This window comes from Pseudomonas sp. (assembly GCF_032058845.1).
GTDB lineage: Bacteria > Pseudomonadota > Gammaproteobacteria > Pseudomonadales > Pseudomonadaceae > Aquipseudomonas.
In genome coordinates, this window is sequence record NZ_DAMCCR010000014.1 from 12,850 (window position 1) to 33,234 (window position 20,385).

Consider the following 20,385-nt stretch of genomic DNA (forward strand, 5'->3'; position numbering starts at 1 on the left):
GCCATCATTTGTTTCCGAGGGTTCTGCAGCACGGTTTGCAGGGGTGTCGTGTTGCATGCAGGTCGCTGGCCTCATCTTGCATGCGACATCACTTGCCCTGCCTCAATCGCCCGGTGGTGGCTCGAACGCAATGCTCTGCACCACTTCCAGCTCGTATCCGGCCAAGCCTGCATATTTCAACGGCGGCCCCAGATGACGGAGCTTGCCCACGCCCAGGTCCTGCAAGATCTGCGCACCCGTACCCACCTCCGAGTACACCTTCGACTGACCGCGCTGATAGGGCCGCAGCGGCTGAGTGAGTTGCGGGATACGCTCCAGCAGCGCCTGGGAGGATTCATGGTTGGCCAGGATCACCACCACGCCCGTGCCTTCCTGCGCAACCTTTTCCAACGCGGCCCACAGCGTCCAGTTCGCCGGTCCGGCGTACTCGGCGCCGACCAGATCACGCAGCGGATCGATCACATGCACGCGGACCAGCGTTGGCTGGTCGCGTTTGATCTCGCCCATGACCATGGCCATGTGCACGCCACCCTCGATGCGGTCTTCGTAGCTGACCAGGCGGAACGTGCCATGCACGGTGGGCAGGTCGCGCTCGCCGATACGCTTGATGGTCTGTTCGTTGCTGAGGCGGTAGTGGATCAGGTCAGCGATGGTGCCGATCTTGATGCCATGCTGCGCGGCGAATATTTCCAGGTCCGGGCGGCGAGCCATGGTGCCGTCGTCGTTGAGCACTTCGACGATGACCGAGGCAGGCGCGAAGCCTGCCAGGCGCGCCATGTCGCAACCGGCTTCGGTATGCCCGGCGCGGTTCAGCACCCCGCCTTCGCGGGCGCGCAGGGGAAAGATGTGGCCTGGCTGCACCAGGTCTTCCGGGCGGGCATTGGCCGCCATGGCCGCGGCCACGGTACGTGCGCGGTCAGCGGCAGAGATGCCGGTGGTCACGCCCGTGGCAGCTTCGATGGACACGGTGAACGCGGTGCTGAACGCGCTGCCGTTGGCTGGCACCATCTGCTCAAGGCCCAGACGCTGGCAGTGGTCGTCGGTGAGGGTCAGGCAGATCAGGCCGCGCGCGTGGCGGGCCATGAAGTTGATGGCGGTCGCGTCACAGCGCTCGGCGGCGATCAGCAGGTCACCTTCGTTTTCCCGGTCTTCGTCGTCCACCAGCAGGACCATCTTGCCCTGGCGATAGTCCTCGAGGAGTTCTTCGATGCTGTTGAAAGCCATGCGGTACGCTCACTTCTTGTTGATGGTTTGTGGTATACCATCATACACATAACCCGCAGGTGGAGCGCAGTGCATGAAGGCCTATTGGATCGCCCATGTCGATGTCAGCGATGTCGAGCAGTATCAGCAATACACTCAGCGCGCGCCGGCGGCGTTCAAGGCCTACGGCGGGCGTTTCCTGGCCCGGGGTGGGCGCAGCGAGGCGCTTGAAGGCCGACCTGCTCCACAGCGTAGCGTCGTGATCGAATTCGATTCCTATGAGCAGGCCCTGGCCTGCTATCGCTCGGCCGAATACCAGGCAGCGTGTGCTCATCGACAAGGCGCAGCCAAGGCTGAAGTGATCATTGTAGAAGGGTTTGAGCCCTAGGCCCGGCAAACGCCGTCGCGCTTGCCTGTTTCCCGGAGCGGCGATCCCGAATCGTTCAGAGCGGCCTGGAGCGGGGCGCATTTCAATACACCCACACCTCGACACGCCGATTGCGCAGGCGCTCTTGCACCTGGGCGTTGCCCGCGACCGGCAAGGCGTCGCCCATGCCCATCACCTGTTGCGCCTGCACCCCCAGTCGCGCCAACTCCCGGCGTACCGCCATGGCGCGCAGGCGCGAGAGCAGGGCTGCGCGACCAGGGGTGTCCTTGCTGTCACCGAAGCCGACCAGCACCACGCTGCCCTGCAGTTTGCCCGCCTCCCGCAAGTAGCTGGCCACTCGCTGCACGTCGCGCAGGGCCTTGTTGTCGAGGCGCGCGCTGTCTGGCTGGAAGCGAAAGCTCACGTTGAGGCGTTCGGCCGCGCCGGCCAGGGTGCGGTAGTACGGCGGCTGTTCGGCCTGCACCGGTACAGGCACGGCCTGGATCTGCTGCGCGACGAATCCTTGCGCGGCCACGATGGCCTGGCCGGCAGCGCTTTGCGCAAAGTCGGCCAGCGCCTGAGCGTAGGGTGTGGGGCGCGCGGGCAGGTAGAAATACAGCCGACGTGACAGCGGATAGTCCTCGCTGGCGATCAGGTCGCGGCTGGGCGCCAGGGCCGGCGCATCGCCTGCTGCGATGGCCAGTGCCCGCGCGCCATGTAATGAACCCAGCCCGCTGAAGCCGATGCCATGCGGGTCGGCCAGTACCTGTGCGACCAGGGCGTCAGCCGACTCGAAGCGCTTGGCCTGGCTCGCCAGGTGTTGCTGTTGTGGCTGCAGCACCAGGCTGTCGAAGGTCTCGAACGTCCCTGAGCGTTCATCGCGGGCATACAGGTGAATATCGCCACCGGGCACGCCGAGTTGCTCCCAGCGCTGCACCGTGCCGGCAAACACCTGCGCCAGTTGCTCAAGGCTCAAGTGCTCGAGGGGGTTGTCGGGGTGGAGAATGATCGCCACGCCGTCGAGGCCGATCACCTGCTCGCTGGCGGCGCTGCGCAGATCGCCAAGGCCACCCAGCTGCGCCGCTTCCTGCAGGCTGATCGGCCGCGAAGCGCTGGCGATGTCGGCGCGGCCATCACCCAGTGCTCTGAAGCCGGTGCGGGTGCCGTGGGCGGCGATTTCGATGCGAATCGGCTGGCCCCGGCTGTCTAGGGCGCGCACCACCTGCTCGTTGGCGGCGGCGCCCGGTTGGCGCTGCACGGCGGTCGCGCCGCGCGCGCTCAACAGGCCTTCGACCAACGCTGGGGCCAGGGCACTGCCGACGGTATTGGAACCCTGGATACGCAGCTGCGCGGGTGCAGCGCAGGCCAGTGCCGGCAGCAGGCATAACAGCAGAAGAAAGCGGCCGCGCATGCCGAATGACCTTTGCATGGAGGAGGTGATTTCTGAAGGAAGCAACGGGCCGCACAGTACGACAATGCTGTGACTGTGAGATGACAGATGCTGGCGACTGTTGCGCTGCCTGCAATCCCAACTGTGCGGGTCGGGGCATCGCCACACGCGTTATGCTGTTTCCAGATGTTTCTATAACAAGCCTGAACAAGGAACGCTGTAATGCCGCTCAAGGACCTGCTGATCGCGCTGGTGGTGATCATCGCGTGGGGTGTCAACTTCGTGGTCATCAAGATTGGCCTGGACGGCTTGCCCCCGATGCTACTGGGCGCACTGCGTTTTGCGCTGGTGGCGTTCCCCGCCATTCTGCTGGTCAAGCGGCCAAAGCTGCCTTGGCGCTGGCTGATCGCCTACGGCGCAACGATCTCTCTTGGTCAGTTCGCCTTTCTGTTCCAAGCCATGTACAGCGGCATGCCGCCGGGCCTGGCCTCGCTGATATTGCAGTCCCAGGCGTTCTTCACCCTGGGCTTCGCTGCCTTGTTTCTCGGCGAGCGGCTGCGTCCGGCCAGTGTGCTGGGCCTGTTGGTCGCGGCAGCCGGGCTGGCGGTGATTGGCAGTGAAGACAGCAGCCATGTGCCGCTGGTCGCGCTGTTGCTGACCCTGTGCGGCGGCGCCATGTGGGGCATGGGCAACATCATCACCCGGCGTTTTGGTTCGGTGGATCTGGTGGCGCTGGTGATCTGGGGCGGGCTGATCCCGCCGCTGCCCTTTCTGGCATTGTCATGGGCGTTGGAGGGGCCAGCGGCGATGTCCCATGCGCTGCTGAACATTTCTCTGAACTCGCTGCTGGCGCTGGCGTACTTGTCATTCGTGGCCACCATGCTTGGCTACAGCCTGTGGAGCACCTTGCTGTCGCGCCATCCTGCGGGCAAGGTGGCGCCTTTTTCCTTGTTGGTGCCGGTGATCGGCCTGAGTTCCTCGGCCTGGTTGCTGGGCGAGCGGCTGAGCACCTTGCAGTGCTGGGGGGCAGGGCTGGTGATGCTCGGGCTGCTGGTCAACGTGTTCGGCTCCCGGGTGCTACAGCGCCTGACGGCGAGGGGAGAACGCACGGTCTGAGCCGGGCGGTCGATCTGCTAGGATCGGCGCCTTGTCCTTTCAATGTGGAGCTTGCAGATGATCGTCACCACTACCCCGCAGATCGAAGGTCGCGCGATCGCTGAATACCGCGGCGTGGTCAGCGCTCAGTCAGTGCAGGGCGTCAATTTCGTGCGGGACTTCTTTGCTCGGTTCCGCGACGTCTTCGGCGGCCGCTCGCAGACGCTGGAAAGCGCGCTGCGCACGGCACGCCAGCAAGCGACCGACGAGCTGCAGGCACACGCCCGTGACGCGGGCGCCGATGCCGTGGTGGGTGTGCATTTCGAGATCAGCATGCCCAGCGTGCAGGGCGGCATGGTGGTGGTGTTTGCCACCGGGACGGCGGTGCGTCTGCGCTGATTGCAGCAGCGCTGCCGCATCCGGCACGTCTCGAGGAAACGCCAGTGCCCCGCCCAACGGCGAGGTTTTCATCGCATTCATTGATCCTGAGCACGTATTCGGTGCGCTGTGCTCGTGGCGCACACGGCTGTGTGTTTTCCTAGAGGGCATGTCGGCAACACACAGGGAGAACGCCATGAGAATCAGGGAAGATATCTACTGGCAATGGGCCGATGCCAACCTGCACAGCCGGTGCCATGACGAGGCGCTGAGCGATGGCACTTCGTTCGATGTGCAGGTGAGGCTATCGGCGCAAGGCGCTACACAGTTGTTTCTTGGCTTGTACAGCCGCGAGGGTACAGCCATCCGCGAGGAGTACTACCGTCAACGCCCGGGTGAAACCATGACCCGAGCGATGGTCTGGGGTGTGGACCGCGCACGTGCCCTGGCGGTGGGGGCGCTGGACGTGGCAGCGCCAGTCCCACGCCGCCAGGCCTGACGCCTTACGCACAACGCCCGGCCATGACTGGCCGGGCGTTGTGCGTTTCAGCGGCGCTGCGCTCAGGCGAACGACTCGATCACCTTGACCGCGTCACGCTCGCGGGCAGCGGGCCATTCCTGTTGCAAGGTTTGCAACACGCGCCCGACGAACTGGGTATCGGCGGCGGCCTTGCGACCGACGAAGCCCTGACCTCGGCGGTAGACCTTGAAGCGTGCACGCATGCTGGGCAGGTGTGCTTCAAATTCCGCTTCGTGGGAGTTCGGTTGCAGGCGGTCGAGGCGGACTTCGCCTGTGTGGCTCAGCCACAGCAGGTGGTCGTCCTGGCTGTCCTTGCGCGCGGCGAACAGCTGGGCCAATTGCTCGATGGTTGGTTGGTCATTTAAATTCAGGTTCATCATAAAGCCCCCATTACCCATTGTTGGTGTCGTTCCGAGTCTGCACCACACGATGTAGCGCATAACCAAAGCTGCTACCGCAGCGTTGCAACAGGGGCTTTCACACGCTGTCTTTTGGACAGTTCCCGCTCCAGAGACGGCTTGCGTTACCGCGCAAGCCGTCTGGAATACCCATGCCAGCGTCCCCGATCAGGGAGACGGCCCAATCATGCCCAAGGTCCTGAAAGGCCGTCAACAGTTTTGTAGTGGAAATTTGCTTGCACTACATAATGTCGGACAATCTGCTGTGTCGTGTAGGCTTGCCCGGCCCTCGGCGTTTTCATGCCGAGATCGCCGGAATGACGAACCCTGACCGGGTAAAGGGGTCAGGGTATGGCAGCCTTCACAAAAGCGTCAGCAAGACGCCTCAGCAGGAGTTTCACCCGTATGCCGAACAAGCCAGATCCTGAGAATCCCAGGAGCAGTATCAACCCCCCCGTATTTTGGATTTCCGCGATCTTGTTGCTTGTGCTTGTGCTCTATGCCAGCGTCTTCCAGAGCCACGCCCAGGCACTTTTTGGTGACATTCAAGACTGGATCATCAGCAATGTCAGCTGGTTCTACATCTTGGCCGTCGCGATCATTCTGGGCACTGTGGTGTTCCTCGGACTCAGCCGCTATGGCGACATCAAGCTAGGCCCTGACCACAGCACGCCTGACTTCAGCAGCATGACCTGGTTCGCCATGCTGTTCTCGGCAGGCATGGGCATCGGCCTGATGTTCTTTGGCGTTGCCGAGCCGGTCATGCACTTCGCCAAGCCGCCTTTCGGCGATGGCGGTACGGTGCAGGCGGCCGGCGAGGCCATGCGCATCACCTTCTTCCACTGGGGCCTGCATGCCTGGGCAATCTACGCCATCGTGGCGTTGATCCTGGCCTACTTCAGTTTCCGTCACGGTTTGCCGTTGACCTTGCGCTCGGCCCTGTACCCGCTGATCGGTGAGCGCATCTATGGCCCCATCGGCCACGCTGTGGACATCTTTGCCATCATCGGCACGGTGTTCGGGGTTGCCACCTCATTGGGCTTTGGCGTGTCGCAGATCAACACCGGCTTGAACGCACTGTTCGGTATTCCGGTGTCGATCCCGATTCAGATCGCGTTGATCATCGGGACCACCGGCTTGGCGACGTTGTCGGTGGTCTCTGGCCTGGATAAAGGCATCCGTCGCTTGTCCGAGCTGAACCTCGGACTGGCCGTGTTGCTCATGCTGATGGTAGTGATCCTTGGTCCGACCGTGCTCATTCTGCAGACCTTCGTGCAGAACACCGGTAGCTACCTGAGCGAAATCGTCAGCCGCACCATGAACCTCAACGCCTACCAGCCGACCGACTGGATCGGCGGTTGGACCCTGTTCTACTGGGGCTGGTGGCTGGCCTGGTCGCCCTTCGTCGGCCTGTTCATCGCGCGTATTTCCCGTGGTCGCACCATTCGCGAGTTCGTGACCGGCGTACTGCTGGTCCCCACTGGCTTCACCCTGTTGTGGATGACTGTATTCGGCAACACCGCGATTCACATGATTCTCGACCAGGGCTTCACCGATCTTGCCCAGGCGGTGAACAAGGACACGTCACTGGCATTGTTCGCCTTCCTTGAACACTTCCCGTTCTCCAGCGTCATCAGCACCTTGGCGATCATCATGGTGGTGGTGTTCTTTGTGACCTCTGCCGATTCCGGTGCGATGGTAGTCGATATGCTGGCCTCTGGCGGCCAGGAAAATACGCCAGTTCGCCAACGTATCTTCTGGGCCTCGAGCATGGGTCTGGTTGCGATCGCGTTGCTCCTGGCGGGCGGTCTCAAGGCGTTGCAAACCGCGACGATTGCCAGTGCCTTGCCGTTTACCATCGTGCTGCTGATCAGCATGCGCGGGCTGCTGAAGGCATTGAAACTCGACGCCACCAAGCGCGGCTTGAGGCACCAGGCACTGGCGATTTCGCCCAACTCCTCGCGTGGCGCGAGCAACTGGCAGCGGCGGTTGCGCACCTTGGCGATGTTCCCGCGTCGCTCGCACGTGCTGCGCTTCATCAGCGATGTGGGCATGCCGGCGTGTCAGTCGGTGGCCGAGGAATGGCGCCGTCAGGGCTACGAGTCGACGGTGGAAGAGGGTGAAAACGGTGATGTCACGCTCAAGGTCGGCCCGACCGACGACACCTTCATCTACCACATCCGTCCGCAGGCCTACGCCATGCCGAGCTTTGTCACCAGCGACAGCGACGGTGACGAACGCAAGTACTTCCGTGCCGAGGTGCACTTGCGCGAAGGCGGGCAGGACCACGATGTGATGGGCTGGTCGAAGGATGAAGTGATCGGCGACATCCTCGATCACTACGAGCGCCACCTGCACTTCCTGCACCTGGTGGGCTGACCAGGCCTTCACCGGGATGCTCCGCCTGGATGAACACAGAACGCTCGATGCCACGCATCGGGCGTTTTGTGTTTTTGCAGCATGCCAACGCCGCGTTCAGCCCGCCACTGGCTGCACATCACGCCCTGCAATGCACGGCGAAACGAACAGATTGCCGCGATAGGCGCCGGTCGTGGTCTTGGCCGCCACCAGCAGCCACATCGCGACCAGTGCCAGCACCAGTACCACGCCCAACGCATCGAAGAAGGCCAACTGCAGCAGGGCACCGAGTTTCAACGTCGCCACTGCATACACCCCCAGTGGAAAGGTGAAGCCCCACCAGCCCAGGTTGAACGGGATACCCGTCCTGGCATAGCGCGCGGTGATCAGCAGCGCCAGCAACATCCACCACAGGCCCAGCCCCCAGAACAGCAGACCGGCAATCACGCCGATCCCGGCAGCCACGGCGCCGACCTCTGCCAGGCCGTGGGCGGCGAAAATCGCCGGAGCGTCGGCGCCCATCAGCAGCATGCCCAAGGCGCCCGTGCCGATCGGTCCGAGGGACAGCCACGAAGAGGCAGCCATGCTTTCATGGGGCAGCTTGTGCAGGGCCAGACGCAAAATCAAGATGACCAATATGCTCAGCGCCACCGGCACCGAACAGGCCCACAGCACGTAGCTGGTGATCAGCAGGGTGAACTGTGCGCAGGCATCGCCCAGGTGCGGCGCGAGCACACCGCCGCTGGCTGCTGCCACCTCTGCCGCCACGACCGGCAACAGCCACACGGCGGTCATCTGGTCGATGCGGTGGTCCTGGCGGGTGAACATCATGAAGGGGATCAGCACGCCACAGGACAGGGCCATGGCCACGTCCAGCCACCACAAGGCCTGCGCCCACGCAACGGCCACATGGCCCCAGGCCGGCAGGCCGTACTGGATCAGGCCGTTGATCAGCGTTGCCAGGCCCATCGGGATCGTGCCGAAGAACATCGACACGGTCGAGTGGCCGAACACCTGCCGGGCCTCATTGAAAAACAACACCCAGCGCGCCGCGTAGAGCAGGGTAAACGCCACGAACAACACGATATTGAACAGCCAGAGCGCCTTGCCCAGTTGCCAGAGCAGCGGCAGGTTGCCTGGCAGTTGCCCCAGCGCCAGTGCCAGGATGCCGGTGCCCATGGTGGCGGCGAACCAGTTCGGTGTGAACTGACGGATCGCCTCCCTGGGCGTCGAGAGCGCAGACAATGGCTGCCCGCCTTGCATAACGTTGCCTGACCCTGCGTGCCGCATGATGACCCCCGTTGAGTTCGTCGGAGTGTTGCGATCACGATAACCGGCAGCGCTTACCCATAAAAACGGGTAATTTGTCTATGCCATATCTGCTCAATAGGTAAGTCAATGAGGCTGACCCTCCGCTAGCTCGACATCTTTCGCAGCATCGCCCAGCTCGGTTCCACTACCCGTGCAAGCCATGCGTTATCGCTCTCGCAGTCCGCCACCAGTGCCGCACTGCAAGAGCTGGAAAGTGCTCTGGACATTCAGCTGTTCGATCGCGTGGGTAAACGCCTGGTCCTCAACGACAATGGTCAGACGCTGCTGCCCCAGGCCGTACGGCTGCTCGAAGCCGCGCTGCAGATCGAGGAGGGGTTCAAGCGCCAAGGCGTGGCGCGGCTGAGGGTTGGCTGCAGCACCACCATCGGCAACTACATCCTGCCGCTGCTGATCGAGCGGCTGGCCGAGCAAGCGGCGGGTCTGCAGATCGATGTGATCCTGGGCAACAGCGCGGACATCGCCCGGCAGGCAGCGCAGCTGACGATCGACGTGGGCCTGATCGAGGGGCCGTGTCGCCAGGCGAATGTGCAGCTTCGGCCCTGGTTCGAGGACGAACTGGTGATCGTCGCAGCCCCGAATCATCCGCTTGCCGCGCAGCAGACGGTGACCGCGGCCGAGCTGCAGGCAGCCACCTGGCTGATCCGCGAACAGGGGTCGGGCACTGCCGATGAGGTGCAGCAGTGGCTGCTGCCCCAACTCGGTGACTGGCAGGATTCCCGGCGTATCGGCAGCTCGGAGGCCATCAAGCGCCTGGTGGCCGCCGGGGTCGGCATCAGTTGCCTGTCCTACTGGGTGGTGAGCGATGCGCTGGCCGACGGCAGGCTGAAACGCCTGCAGCACCCCTTCGCGCCGCACAAGCGGCAGCTGCACCTCGTGCATCATCGTGACAAGTTCATCTCGCGGGCGCTGGAGGTGTTCCTGCGGACGGCGGAGGCGTTCGCTGCGGCGCAAGCGGACAGCCAGCCAGGCTGATGGGCGGTGTCTGGGGCAGGGTGGTGGGCTGCACTGTCAGACGGGTGAAGTGGCTTTCTTCAAATCGACTGGCCATCTGCCGCAGGTTGACTGACTGGCATTCCCCAGCGCCGCCCAGGCCAGCAACGGCCAGAAATCAGGGCAACCCGCTGTGATGTCGTAGGCGGGCACGGGTGCGGCGAGCGCAGGTGTCCTGGGCAGTGCAGCAACACCAACGCCGTTTTTCAGAGGGAAAACGGCGTTGTGTCGAGCGGCGACGGCGAGACGAGGCCTCAGGGTGTGCAGATGAGCATCATTACGGGAACGTTGCTTCCCGTTGCTGCCTCACCGCGTCTTGTTCAGTCCAGATCCGCGGCGCTATGACGCTCCGGCACCCGAGTCGCCTCATCGCCCCAGGTGCGATTGACGCGGATGCCGCGTTTCACTGCCGGCCGATCGGCAATGGCTCTGGCCCAGCGCAGCACATGCGGGTACTCCTCGACCGCAAGGAATTCAGCGGCGTCGTATACCGTGCCCAGCACCAACTGGCCGTACCACGACCACACCGCAATGTCTGCGATGCTGTAGTCCGCGCCGCCCAGGTACGGGCTTTCCTCCAGGCGGCGATTGAGCACATCGAGCTGGCGCTTGGCTTCCATGGTGAAGCGGTTGATGGCGTACTCGATTTTTTCCGGCGCATACACGTAGAAGTGGCCAAAACCGCCACCCAGGTAAGGCGCCGAGCCCATCTGCCAGAACAGCCAGTTCAAGGTTTCGGTACGTGCCGAAAGATCTTCGGGCAGCAGGGCCGCGAATTTTTCTGCCAGATACAGCAGGATCGCGCCCGATTCGAACACTCGCAACGGCGGTTCGACCCCGAGGTCGAGCAGGGCAGGGATCTTGGAGTTCGGATTGACCTCGACGAAACCGCTGGAAAACTGATCGCCCTCACCGATGCGGATCAGCCAGGCGTCGTACTCGGCAGCGCTGTGGCCGAGCGCCAGCAGCTCTTCGAGCAGAATCGTGATCTTGACCCCATTGGGCGTGCCCATGGAATACAGCTGCAGCGGGTGTTTGCCCACGGGCAACGCTTTCTCATGGGTGGGCCCGGCAACCGGGCGGTTGGTGCTGGCGAACTTGCCGCCTGAGGCAGCATCGTTGCGCCAGACCTTGGGGGGTACGTAGGCAGTGCTCATGAAGGTCTCCTGAACCTGGGGGAAATGGGCGCGCCCTGCGGTAGACCTGCAAGCAGCGCCGTGGGTTCGAACGCACGTCCGCATCATCGCACACGCGTGCGGCGCTGCCTGCCGTCAGTGTTTGCGTGTGCCCCCAATGCGGGGCAGCTTGGCGTTAGGCATTCCCGGCAATCTCTGGAGTACGCCATCAGGCCAGCCCGAACTGCCGCTTCAGATCACCCATGAACGTTGCATCATCCACCGACTTGCGCCGATCGAGCAGCGCCTCGGCATCTGCCCCTGCGCGGTAGCGCAGTGTGCGGGTGCCATCAGTCGCTGCCTGCCAGATCACCTTGTGCAACATGACTCGCTCCTTGTCTGGGACTGCGATCGTCCGGCGTGACGAGCAGGGGGTCAAGCGGCCAACAGGATTTGCGAGCTGCCCAGGGTCACAGCAGGCCGTCCGGACACGGCTGCTACTTAAGTGCTAATCACTATTAGTGCTCGTCTCACTCATTCGCTTGAGGCCAAGTACCTAATGTCTGTGCATCGTTTCCTGAATATCTGCATACAGTTTCCCGGCACGTGGCCGATAGATAAAGCATTAATCCCGAGCGCGCGTTTTCATACTTTCCGCGTACTCGTCACTCTTTTGGCGGCAATAAAATGCCGCCAGTCATTCTTCCGTGTATGCGGCGATGGAAAACTCAGGGGGCGCCATGGAACGAATGTACAGTGTCCGGGTCTGCTTCATGGCTCATTGCCATGATCCGCTTCCATCCCCGTATTACAGGCTTTCAGAGTGTGTTGCGGGGCGGGGTGAAGCCACGGTTGCGCACGCTTTTCAATTCCTTTCCGGACACCTATTGTTGAAACACTTGGTTATTTCAAATGGCCCCACCGTCGCCATTGAAAACATTAATGGCAAAATGATGGCGTTGCTGCTTGATTTTTGTGATGCTGAGTTTCAGCAGATGGCGGCTTGGCCAGTGAGGGCACAATGAACGGAGTACCTATTCCACTCAATGAACCTCAGCGTCTGGCGAAGGTGGCGAGTCTGTGCTTCGCGCATGACGACGCGCGCGGCGAATTGCGCCCGCTCGTGGAACTGGCCAGCGCCTACTTCAAAGTCCCCATGTGCCTGGTGGCGATCGTCAGCGAGCGTCAGCAGTGGTTCATGGCCAGAACCGGCATCGCTGCCGAGAGCACTCCGCGCGATGTGTCGTTCTGTACCCATACCATCGTGCATGCCAAGCCTTTCGAAGTCACTGACGCCACTGCCGATGAGCGCTTCGCCAGCAACCCGCTGGTGATCGGCGACCCTGGCATTCGCTATTACTGCGGCGTACCGCTGACTGTCGATGACAGCTTCGCCATCGGCAGCTTCTGCATCGTCGACACCGTCGCGCGACCGGCGATGAGCGCGGACGATCTGGCCATGCTGGTGGCCTTTGCCCAGTGCGCCATGCGCATCATCGACGGCATTCGCCAGCGCAACTTCCTTGATCATCCCACCGGCCTGCTGAACCGCATCAAGCTCGAATGCGACGTGCGGGATCGGCTGGCGTGTGGCGAACGTTTCGCGCTGATGGTTTTCGATGTGATTCAGGCTGCCGAGCTCAATGATGTGGTCAAGGCCTTGGGCTACAACTTCGCCCACGACATGACCCTGCTCATCAAGGAGCGGCTGCTGCAACATGTCGACGCTGACCTGCAGGTCTATCGCATCAGCCCAACGCGTTTCGGTACGCTTGTGCCGGCGCACCGTGACATACAGGCGTTGGCCGCACGCATGGTCACGGTGCTCCTGGCGTCCATCGAGTGCCACGGCATTCCGGTGTCACTGGATGTGGGCGTCGGGATCTGGCACATCAACGAAAGCGATGGCGATGGCGATGGCGGTGATCTTGAGTGGTTGCGCCGCGCTGTCGGTGCCGCCGATGCGGCTCGCCGTACACCGTCGCGCTGCGCCGGCTACCAACCCGAAGACGATGCCGCACAGCGCCGTGCCTTCATCCTGCTGTCGTCATTGAGCAAAGCGTTGCTCAGTGACGATCAGTTGCACCTGCATCTGCAGCCGCGTATCGACCTCACCAGTGGAGTGTGTGGTTCAGCAGAAGCGCTGCTGCGCTGGCAGCACCCTCAGCTCGGCGCCATCTCCCCGGGCGAGTTCGTGCCACTGGCCGAGAAGACCGCGCTGATGCCACTGCTCAGCAACTGGGTCATGAACGCGGTATTCGACATTTTGCAGCGCACCCGCGCGTTGGACTTCAGCCTCAGTATGAACGTCACCGCCAGTGATCTGGAAAGCCCGGCATTCATGGACGCCCTGCTCGACGGGCTGCAACGCCACGGCCTGAGCAGCGAGCGGATTCAGCTGGAGTTCACCGAAAGCATGCTGGTCGAGCACCTGGGCATGGTTCAGCAGCAACTGGCCCGAGCCCGCGCAGCCAACATCCACATTGCCATCGATGATTTCGGCACGGGCTACAGCAACTGGGCTTATCTGAGCCGGATTCCCGCTTCGGTGGTCAAGCTCGACCGCTCGTTGGTGCAGACCTCGGCGGCCTGCCCACGCGAGCGCATTCTGGTCAAGACCATCGTCGAGCTGTCCATCGATCTGGGCTACCAGGTTACGGCCGAAGGCGTCGAGACCGCGGAACAGCTGGAGCACGTGCGCGCCTTGGGCTGCCATGAAGCGCAAGGATTCCTGATTGCCCGGCCAATGCCGGTGGCCGCCTTCGAGGCGTGGTTTCACGCCCGAGCCGTCTCGGCTGCCTGGCCGCAAACCCCCGTCGTTCCTGTTGTTCCCTCTGAACTCACAGTAGGTCTTGATCATGTTTAACCGGCATCTGAAAGCGAAGTTGGCCGAGCGCGAAGTCGACCTTGCGCAGGCAATGCAGTTGCTCGGCCTGTTGGAACAGGCCGGTATCGCCCTCAGGCTGGATGCCGACAATCGTGTCATTGAAGCCAACGCCGCCTTTGCCGCTGCGCTGGGTTACGCCCACACTGAAATCATTGGCAAACAACTTTCACAGCTGGTGCCGGGTTATGTTTCCCAGTTGCCCTGCTTCCAGGCCTACGCCAAAGCCGTGGCCAAGGGCGTGCCGGTGCGTGACGACTACCGCTTCCTGCGCGCCGACGGCAGCCTGGCCTGGTTGCGCCTCACCTGGCATCCGATGCGCAGCTCGGCGGGCACTTTGCAGCAGGTGGTCGGCTATGGCTGCGATGTGTCTGTGGAAGTCAGCCTGAGCCGGGAAAACCAGGCGCTGCTCGATGCGCTGCTGCGCTCCAACGCGAGCATTCAGTTCGACCTCTCTGGCAAGGTGCTGGACGCCAATCAGGAGTTCCTGAGTGCCATGGGTTACGCGCTGGGGCAGGTGGTAGGTCAGCATCACCGGTTGTTCTGCGACCCTGAATACGTTGCCAGCCCTGCCTACGCGGAGTTCTGGCGCACGCTCAATGCTGGGCAGTTCGTGCGCGGGCGCTTCAAGCGCCTCGACAGCCGTGGCCGCGAAGTGTGGCTCGAAGCAAGCTATAACCCGGTCAATGACGCCCAGGGCAAGCTGGTGCGCGTGGTCAAGTTCGCCTCGGTTATCACCGATCAGGTGCTGCGCGAGAATGAGGTCAAACGCGCGGCGCAGACCGCGCTGGAGGTCTCCACCAGCACCGACTTGAGCGCTAACGAGGGCGCCTCGGTGGTGAATCAGGCGGTGTCGACCATGCAGAGCGTGTCGCAGCAGATGCAGTCGGCCGCAGTCACGATCGAAGCACTGGGCAAGCAGTCGGTGGTGATCAGCTCGATCGTGCAGACCATCGGCGGCATCGCCTCGCAAACCAACCTGCTGGCGCTCAATGCCGCCATCGAGGCGGCGCGGGCCGGCGAGCAGGGCCGGGGCTTTGCGGTGGTGGCCGATGAAGTGCGCCAGTTGGCTGCGCGTACCAGCAAGGCTACCGAGGAAATCGTTGGCGTGGTGGCGCAGAACCAGAACCTCGCCAGCCAGGCCATCGTCGAGATCGAGAACAGCCAGGGCAGTGCAGCGCTGGGGTTGTCGTTCGCGTCCCAGGCCGGGGCCTCGATCAGCGATATCCAGGAGGGCGCCAGGCGCGTGGTGCAGGCGATCAGCCAGGTGAATCAGGACCTGTCCTGAACGGGGCCGGGGCAAATGGTGTGCGAGCGACAGGCCGTGCATGATCCGCGTGCCCCAGGCTGGCGCCGTGCGTGATCTGCTGCCTCGGTGTGCTCGATCAGGCATCCCGCGACGCCTGTCCGACAGGTCGTAGCCGTTGTCGGCGCTCAGATGAACCGAGCCGTGCGTGGCTCACGCCAGCAGGTGTACTTGGCGCATTTACAGTCGTCATTCTCGGGCCTGTGCATGCGCACATGGCAGCATCTCTAACCCTCCAGCAACACCGCCCCCGCGCCCTGGCCTGCCAGCGTATCGTCCGGATTACGCAACGGGCACTCACCCATGGACAGGCAGCCGCATCCAATACAGCTGTCGAGCTGATCGCGCAGTTGGCTCAGGCTGTCGATGCGCGTGGTCAGCAGGTCGCGCCAGGCCGTGGACAGGTTGCTCCAGTCTTCTGCCGTCAATGCACGGTTGGCCGGCAATGCATCGAAGGCGCGCTTGATGTCCGCCAGCGGTATGCCCGCGCGCTTGGCGATCTTGATGATCGCCACCCGGCGCAGGGTGTTGCGGCTGTAGCGCCGCTGGTTGCCGGCGCTGCGATAGGCCTGGATCAGGCCTTTGGATTCATAGAAATGCAGCGTGGCCACGGTGACGCCGCTGCGTTGGGCAATTTCCCCGACCGACAGGGCCGTTCGTACGTCGAGCATGCACACCTCGTTGACCTCATCAATAGCTGAGGTTTATAGAGGCTAGCGCGCCCTCAGGCAAGCCTGACGCTTGCCCAGCCGGGAACCTTGGTCGACTGACGCTGACAGAGCTAGGCAGTGACCCCCCCTTCAGCTGGCCAGGAGCACCCCATGACGCACTACCGTGGACTCATTTTCGAAGACGCCGGCGAGCCGGCCTGTGCCGAGGCTCTGGCATTGCTCGAAGCGCGCCTGGGCGCGCGCTTGCCCGACGACTACCGCGCCTTCCTGGGCGCATTCAACGGAGCCGAACTGGACTACGAGGTCGTCGCGACCCTGGCCAATGGTGACCGCGAGACGCTGGCGTTCAGCCTGTTCAGCGTCGATCCGGAGGGGAGCTGGGAAAGCAATCCGCACGAGCTGGAGCAGTTGCGGGAAGTCGAAGGGTTTCCCGCCAGCGGCCTGCTGCCAATTGGCCGCGATGGCGGTTCGAGTGTGCTGTTGCTGGACCTGCGTGACGGTCGCCAGGACGTCGCAGCCATGGTCGCCGCATTGCCAGCCTGGACCGGACGCCGTCAGCAGGGTGATGAATACGTGGTGCTGGCCGATTCCTTCGACGCCTACCTGGCGCTGCTGCACCTCTCGGATGAAACCGTGGTCGATCACATCGAGCGGTTTCTGATCACCCCTGAGAGCATCGCTGCCACGCTGAAGTGGCTGGACAGCGGCAGTCCGGGCTGGCGTGAGCGGTTCCGTGAGCAGTGGAACGCTCGGGTCAGCGAGGCGCCGATCTAGCGGCGCTCGGGCAGGATTTTGGGCTTGAGCGGTAACGGGCCGATCTGCCGAGTGTTCGGGAGACGATGAGGAAGGCGACGACTCAGCGAGCGCTGAAGAGCGTCGAGTTCGATACAGGGCGCTGCAACCGAACGCGCCTGGGATCAGGCGCGGCCGGCGTTTGTCATCGGTTTACCGGCGTGATGCCAAGCCGTTCAGTCAGCGCTCGAGCAGGTGCTTTAGAACCAACGGTCGTTACGTTTGCGCCCGCGGGTCAGCGCCGGCAGGATCAGGCCCACCAGCAGGCCGGCGCCGGCAATGCTGCCGCCGTAGACCATGTAACGCATCATCACTTGCTTGTTCTCATCACCCAGGCGCGCTTGCGCATCGCGCAGCGAAGACTGGCTGTCATCGAGCTGCTCGGTCAACGCCGTGTTGCGCGCCTGCAACTCATCGACCAGGGATTTGCGCGAGTCGAGTGTTTCCTGCATGCCTTGCACGCGGTTCTTCCAGCTGTCGTCGATGGTCTTGAGCTGGCCGGACAGCTCGCTGACCTGGGCTTCGAGTTGCGGGACACGCTCGACCGGCGCGGGCACGTTCTGCAGGTCGCTGCTGAGAATCCAGACCTGGTCACCGCTTTCCCCACGGATCTGGCTATAGTTGCCCTGGGTGGTCAGCAACGTGACTTTCTGCCCGGACTTGAGGTTGCCGACGATGCGGTGACCGTCCGTGGGGCCGCTGCGCACATAGGTGCTCAGGCTGTCGCTGACCCAGCGGGCATCGCTGGCCGGGGTCTCGGCGTGGGTGGGCAAGGCGAGTGCGGCCAGGGCGGCGAACAGGCTGCCACGCAGGACAGAACGGGCGGAAAGGGCAGGGCGGGAATCAGGCATGTCGATCTTCGCTGGAACGGGACGAATGAAGGCCCCATGAAGCGGGCCGTGATTCGGTCGGGTGTGTTGACCGTCAGGCAAAGACCATTTTTATAACGGCAGGTTCACCGAGGGGGTAGGAAAACACCTGCAATGGCTGCAGTCGCGTTTTCTCTGGTAGTACGCGGCGCCTCAACCAGGCCGGCTTCGCCGTCCATCGCGACTGAAGTCGCTCAACAGGGTCTGCGGTGGCCTGAGAGCATTTGTTGTGCAGGCACGAGCGATCCTTGTGGGCGGCCGGTCCGGCGCTCCGGTCAGCCGCTATGGCCGACGCAGTCGGCCCGGTTTACGAACGCGATGCGCCGGCGCTCTTGCATGAGGCAGGTTCAGCTCACCACTTGATAGCACGGCACATACGCCGCGCCACCGGGCAACTTCATCCGGTGCTGATCCACGAACGCTTGCAGCAGTCGGCCCAGCGGATCGAGGACAGCGTTGTCGCCATGGATCTGGTACGGCCCGTGTTTCTCGATCAGGCGAATGCCGTTGTCCTTGACGTTGCCCGCCACGATCCCGGAAAACGCCCGGCGCAGGTTGGCCGCCAGCTGGTGCGGCGGCAGGTCCGTGCGCAGGCTGAGGTTGGCCATGTTCTCGTGGGTAGGGTCGAACGGGTGCTGGAAGCCGCCGTCTATCTTCAACAGCCAGTTGAAGTGGAAGGCGTCGTTGCGCTCGCGGCGGAACTGCTTGACCGTTTTCAGCCCCTCGACCATGTGCCGTGCGACTTCGGCAGGGTCATCGATGATGATCTGGTAGTGCTGCTGAGCGGCTTCGCCCAGGGTGGCACCGACGAAGGCATGCAACTGCATCAGGAACGCTTCGGCGCTGCGCGGCCCGGTCAGCACGACTGGGAAGGGCAGTGAAGCGTTGTCCGGGTGCATGAGGATGCCCAGCAGGTAGAGGAATTCCTCTGCCGTACCAGCACCGCCAGGGAAGATGATGATGCCGTGGCCAACGCGCACGAAGGCTTCCAGGCGCTTTTCGATGTCAGGCAGGATCACCAGCTCGTTGACGATGGGGTTGGGCGCTTCGGCGGCGATGATGCCCGGCTCGGTCAGGCCCAGGTAGCGGCTGCCGGTCATGCGCTGCTTGGCGTGGGCAATGGTGGCGCCCTTCATCGGACCCTTCATCACGCCCGGGCCGCAGCCGGTGCAGATGTCGAGCTTGCGCAGGCCCAGCTCGTGGCCGACCTTCTTGGTGTACTGGTACTCCTCGTTGCTGATCGAGTGCCCGCCCCAGCACACGACCATCTTCGGCTCGACGCCCGGGCGCAGGGTGCGCGCGTTGCGCAGCAGGTGGAAGACGTAGTCGGTGATGCCCTGGGAGCTTTCCAGGTCGATGCGCTGGCTGGCCAGCTCGCTCTCGGTGTAGACGATGTCACGCAGGGCGCTGAAGAGCATTTCGCGGGTGCTGGCGATCATTTCGCCATCGACGAAGGCGTCAGCTGGCGCGTTCAGCAGTTCCAGGCGCACGCCGCGGTCCTGCTGGTGGATGCGCACCTCGAAGTCCTGGTAGGCCTCGAGGATGGTCTTGGCGTTGTCGACATGGGCGCCGGTATTGAGAATGGCCAGGGCGCACTGGCGGAACAGGGTGTAGAGGGTGCCGGTGCCGGCTTCACTGAGTTGCTGGACTTCACGTTGCGACAACGTCTCCAGGCTGCCCTTGGGGCTGACGGAGGCGTTGATGACGTTGCGTGTGGGCATCTGGATCTTTCCTGTGCAGGTAGAACATCCTTCTTCGTTGCCACCATACCGACAAATCCGTGTGGCAACGAGGGGTCAGGTGAAAAGCCTTCCATGGGCACGCCAGAGGCCGTCAATGGCGGCTGCCCAGGCGCCGATCACTGCACGGCAAGGTGCTCGTACAGAATGGTTGCACCGATCAGCATCAGCACCACGCCGCCGACGATTTCAGCACGTTTGCCCACCAGGGTACCCAGCACCCGGCCGAGCATCACGCCGAGGGTCACCATGACCATGGTGGCCAGGCCGATGGAGGCCGCAGCGACCAGGATATTGACGTCGACGAAGGCCAGGCCGATGCCCACGGCCAGGGCGTCGATGCTGGTGGCGAAGGCGGTGACGGCCAGCATCAGGAAGCCGTGCTGAGTGGGCTTCTCGTCTTCACCGTCGTCGTCCTTGCAACCGTTGTAGATCATGTGCAGGCCGAGCAGCAGCAGCAGGGTGAAGGCGATCCAGTGATCCCAGCTCTGCACGTAGTCGCTCGCGGCCTGGCCGATGGCCCAGCCGATCAGTGGGGTGATGCCTTCGATGACGCCGAAGATCAGGCCCGTGCGCAGGGCCTCGCTCAAGCGCGGGCGGTGCAGGCTCGCGCCTTTGCCGATGGCAGCAGCGAACGCGTCGGTGGACATGGCCAGGGCCAGGAAGAAGAGGGAAACAGGATTCACGGTGGTTGTCCGGTCGGGCTGTGAGTCAACGACACAACCACACGCCCGACCTTGGGCATGGATGCATCGTTGGTCTCGCCAATCGCGCAAACAGCCTGGGGGTGCCTGCGTGATCGCAGGTCTGTTTCAGGCGGCTCGTCAGATGTCCACGCCACGGCTGCTGCCGAGAATGTTGACGTGAACGCGCGGTGCCGATGGCAGCTGCGCAGGCTACTCCCCAACAAGGGCGGCCATTATGCCTAGTGACCCAGGGAAACGGAATACCCGGCGTGCAGGTCTGGCATGGCATGGC

Annotated in this window: 19 protein-coding genes and 2 pseudogenes; 11 read left to right on the forward strand and 10 right to left on the reverse strand. The window is 63.2% G+C overall.

Features of this window, described 5'->3' with window-relative positions; genetic code table 11:
• Positions 1-102: 102 nt before the first annotated feature.
• On the reverse strand, positions 103-1,224 hold the full coding sequence (ribBA, locus tag RT028_RS04575) for a bifunctional 3,4-dihydroxy-2-butanone-4-phosphate synthase/GTP cyclohydrolase II (protein ID WP_312932931.1): 1,122 nt from the start codon (positions 1,222-1,224) through the stop codon (positions 103-105).
• A gap of 73 nt (positions 1,225-1,297) precedes the next feature.
• Here ribBA and RT028_RS04580 point away from each other — a divergent pair, with 73 nt between their 5' ends.
• Positions 1,298-1,591 (forward strand): DUF1330 domain-containing protein, encoded by a 294-nt coding sequence (locus tag RT028_RS04580; RefSeq protein ID WP_312932933.1) that lies wholly within the window; start codon positions 1,298-1,300, stop codon positions 1,589-1,591.
• A gap of 82 nt (positions 1,592-1,673) precedes the next feature.
• On the opposite strand, the gene RT028_RS04585 is transcribed toward RT028_RS04580, so the two are convergent.
• The gene (locus RT028_RS04585; RefSeq protein WP_312932935.1) at positions 1,674-2,999 is read right to left on the reverse strand and encodes a substrate-binding domain-containing protein; all 1,326 of its coding nucleotides are present in this window, start codon (positions 2,997-2,999) and stop codon (positions 1,674-1,676) included.
• Between the two features lie 183 nt (positions 3,000-3,182).
• Here RT028_RS04585 and RT028_RS04590 point away from each other — a divergent pair, with 183 nt between their 5' ends.
• The 3 genes from RT028_RS04590 to RT028_RS04600 all read left to right on the forward strand — a co-directional run bounded on the left by RT028_RS04590 (position 3,183) and on the right by RT028_RS04600 (position 4,932).
• Complete coding sequence (locus tag RT028_RS04590) at positions 3,183-4,076, forward strand: EamA family transporter (RefSeq protein WP_312932937.1); 894 nt, start codon at positions 3,183-3,185, stop codon at positions 4,074-4,076.
• A 57-nt stretch (positions 4,077-4,133) separates the two neighbouring features.
• A complete protein-coding gene (locus RT028_RS04595) occupies positions 4,134-4,454 on the forward strand; it encodes a YbjQ family protein (RefSeq protein WP_312932939.1) in 321 nt (106 codons plus the stop codon).
• Positions 4,455-4,629: 175 nt separating this feature from the next.
• Positions 4,630-4,932, forward strand: coding sequence for a hypothetical protein (locus RT028_RS04600; RefSeq protein ID WP_312932941.1), 303 nt, complete (start codon positions 4,630-4,632; stop codon positions 4,930-4,932).
• 62 nt (positions 4,933-4,994) lie between these two features.
• Here RT028_RS04600 and RT028_RS04605 read toward each other — a convergent pair whose 3' ends face one another.
• Complete coding sequence (locus RT028_RS04605; RefSeq protein WP_312932943.1) at positions 4,995-5,330, reverse strand: hypothetical protein; 336 nt, start codon at positions 5,328-5,330, stop codon at positions 4,995-4,997.
• Positions 5,331-5,756: 426 nt separating this feature from the next.
• Between RT028_RS04605 and RT028_RS04610 the strand changes: the two genes are divergently transcribed.
• Entirely contained in the window at positions 5,757-7,730 is a 1,974-nt protein-coding gene (locus tag RT028_RS04610; protein ID WP_312932945.1) for a choline BCCT transporter BetT, read from the forward strand.
• Positions 7,731-7,826: 96 nt separating this feature from the next.
• Here the strand turns inward: RT028_RS04610 and RT028_RS04615 are convergent, their stop codons facing one another.
• On the reverse strand, positions 7,827-8,972 hold the full coding sequence (locus RT028_RS04615; protein ID WP_312932947.1) for a TDT family transporter: 1,146 nt from the start codon (positions 8,970-8,972) through the stop codon (positions 7,827-7,829).
• A gap of 162 nt (positions 8,973-9,134) precedes the next feature.
• Between RT028_RS04615 and RT028_RS04620 the strand changes: the two genes are divergently transcribed.
• Positions 9,135-10,013, forward strand: coding sequence for a LysR family transcriptional regulator (locus RT028_RS04620; protein WP_312932998.1), 879 nt, complete (start codon positions 9,135-9,137; stop codon positions 10,011-10,013).
• A 338-nt stretch (positions 10,014-10,351) separates the two neighbouring features.
• Here RT028_RS04620 and yghU read toward each other — a convergent pair whose 3' ends face one another.
• Both yghU and RT028_RS04630 read right to left on the reverse strand, forming a co-directional pair.
• On the reverse strand, positions 10,352-11,188 hold the full coding sequence (gene yghU, locus RT028_RS04625) for a glutathione-dependent disulfide-bond oxidoreductase (RefSeq protein WP_312932949.1): 837 nt from the start codon (positions 11,186-11,188) through the stop codon (positions 10,352-10,354).
• Between the two features lie 187 nt (positions 11,189-11,375).
• Entirely contained in the window at positions 11,376-11,531 is a 156-nt protein-coding gene (locus RT028_RS04630) for a hypothetical protein (RefSeq protein ID WP_312932951.1), read from the reverse strand.
• Positions 11,532-11,886: 355 nt separating this feature from the next.
• Here RT028_RS04630 and RT028_RS04635 point away from each other — a divergent pair, with 355 nt between their 5' ends.
• From RT028_RS04635 to RT028_RS20285, 4 genes and pseudogenes are all read left to right on the forward strand, one after another.
• A complete protein-coding gene (locus tag RT028_RS04635; RefSeq protein ID WP_312932953.1) occupies positions 11,887-12,171 on the forward strand; it encodes a hypothetical protein in 285 nt (94 codons plus the stop codon).
• Positions 12,168-14,012 (forward strand): GGDEF and EAL domain-containing protein, encoded by a 1,845-nt coding sequence (locus RT028_RS04640; RefSeq protein WP_312932955.1) that lies wholly within the window; start codon positions 12,168-12,170, stop codon positions 14,010-14,012. The genes RT028_RS04635 and RT028_RS04640 overlap by 4 nt, the downstream gene beginning before the upstream one ends.
• 52 nt (positions 14,013-14,064) lie before the next feature.
• Positions 14,065-14,781 (forward strand): annotated as a pseudogene (locus RT028_RS20280) (PAS domain-containing protein); the annotation flags it as partial.
• Positions 14,782-14,883: 102 nt separating this feature from the next.
• Positions 14,884-15,318, forward strand: a pseudogene (locus tag RT028_RS20285) (methyl-accepting chemotaxis protein); the annotation flags it as partial.
• Positions 15,319-15,563: 245 nt separating this feature from the next.
• On the opposite strand, the gene soxR reads toward RT028_RS20285, so the two are convergent.
• Positions 15,564-16,007, reverse strand: coding sequence for a redox-sensitive transcriptional activator SoxR (gene soxR, locus RT028_RS04650; protein ID WP_312932959.1), 444 nt, complete (start codon positions 16,005-16,007; stop codon positions 15,564-15,566).
• Positions 16,008-16,157: 150 nt separating this feature from the next.
• Between soxR and RT028_RS04655 the strand changes: the two genes are divergently transcribed.
• Complete coding sequence (locus RT028_RS04655; protein WP_312932961.1) at positions 16,158-16,781, forward strand: SMI1/KNR4 family protein; 624 nt, start codon at positions 16,158-16,160, stop codon at positions 16,779-16,781.
• Between the two features lie 218 nt (positions 16,782-16,999).
• Here the strand turns inward: RT028_RS04655 and RT028_RS04660 are convergent, their stop codons facing one another.
• From RT028_RS04660 to mntP, 3 genes are all read right to left on the reverse strand, one after another.
• Positions 17,000-17,650 (reverse strand): TIGR04211 family SH3 domain-containing protein, encoded by a 651-nt coding sequence (locus RT028_RS04660; protein ID WP_312932963.1) that lies wholly within the window; start codon positions 17,648-17,650, stop codon positions 17,000-17,002.
• A 365-nt stretch (positions 17,651-18,015) separates the two neighbouring features.
• A complete protein-coding gene (gene ppnN / locus RT028_RS04665; RefSeq protein ID WP_312932965.1) occupies positions 18,016-19,389 on the reverse strand; it encodes a nucleotide 5'-monophosphate nucleosidase PpnN in 1,374 nt (457 codons plus the stop codon).
• 137 nt (positions 19,390-19,526) lie between these two features.
• On the reverse strand, positions 19,527-20,093 hold the full coding sequence (gene mntP, locus RT028_RS04670; RefSeq protein ID WP_312932967.1) for a manganese efflux pump MntP: 567 nt from the start codon (positions 20,091-20,093) through the stop codon (positions 19,527-19,529).
• Positions 20,094-20,385: the final 292 nt, after the last annotated feature.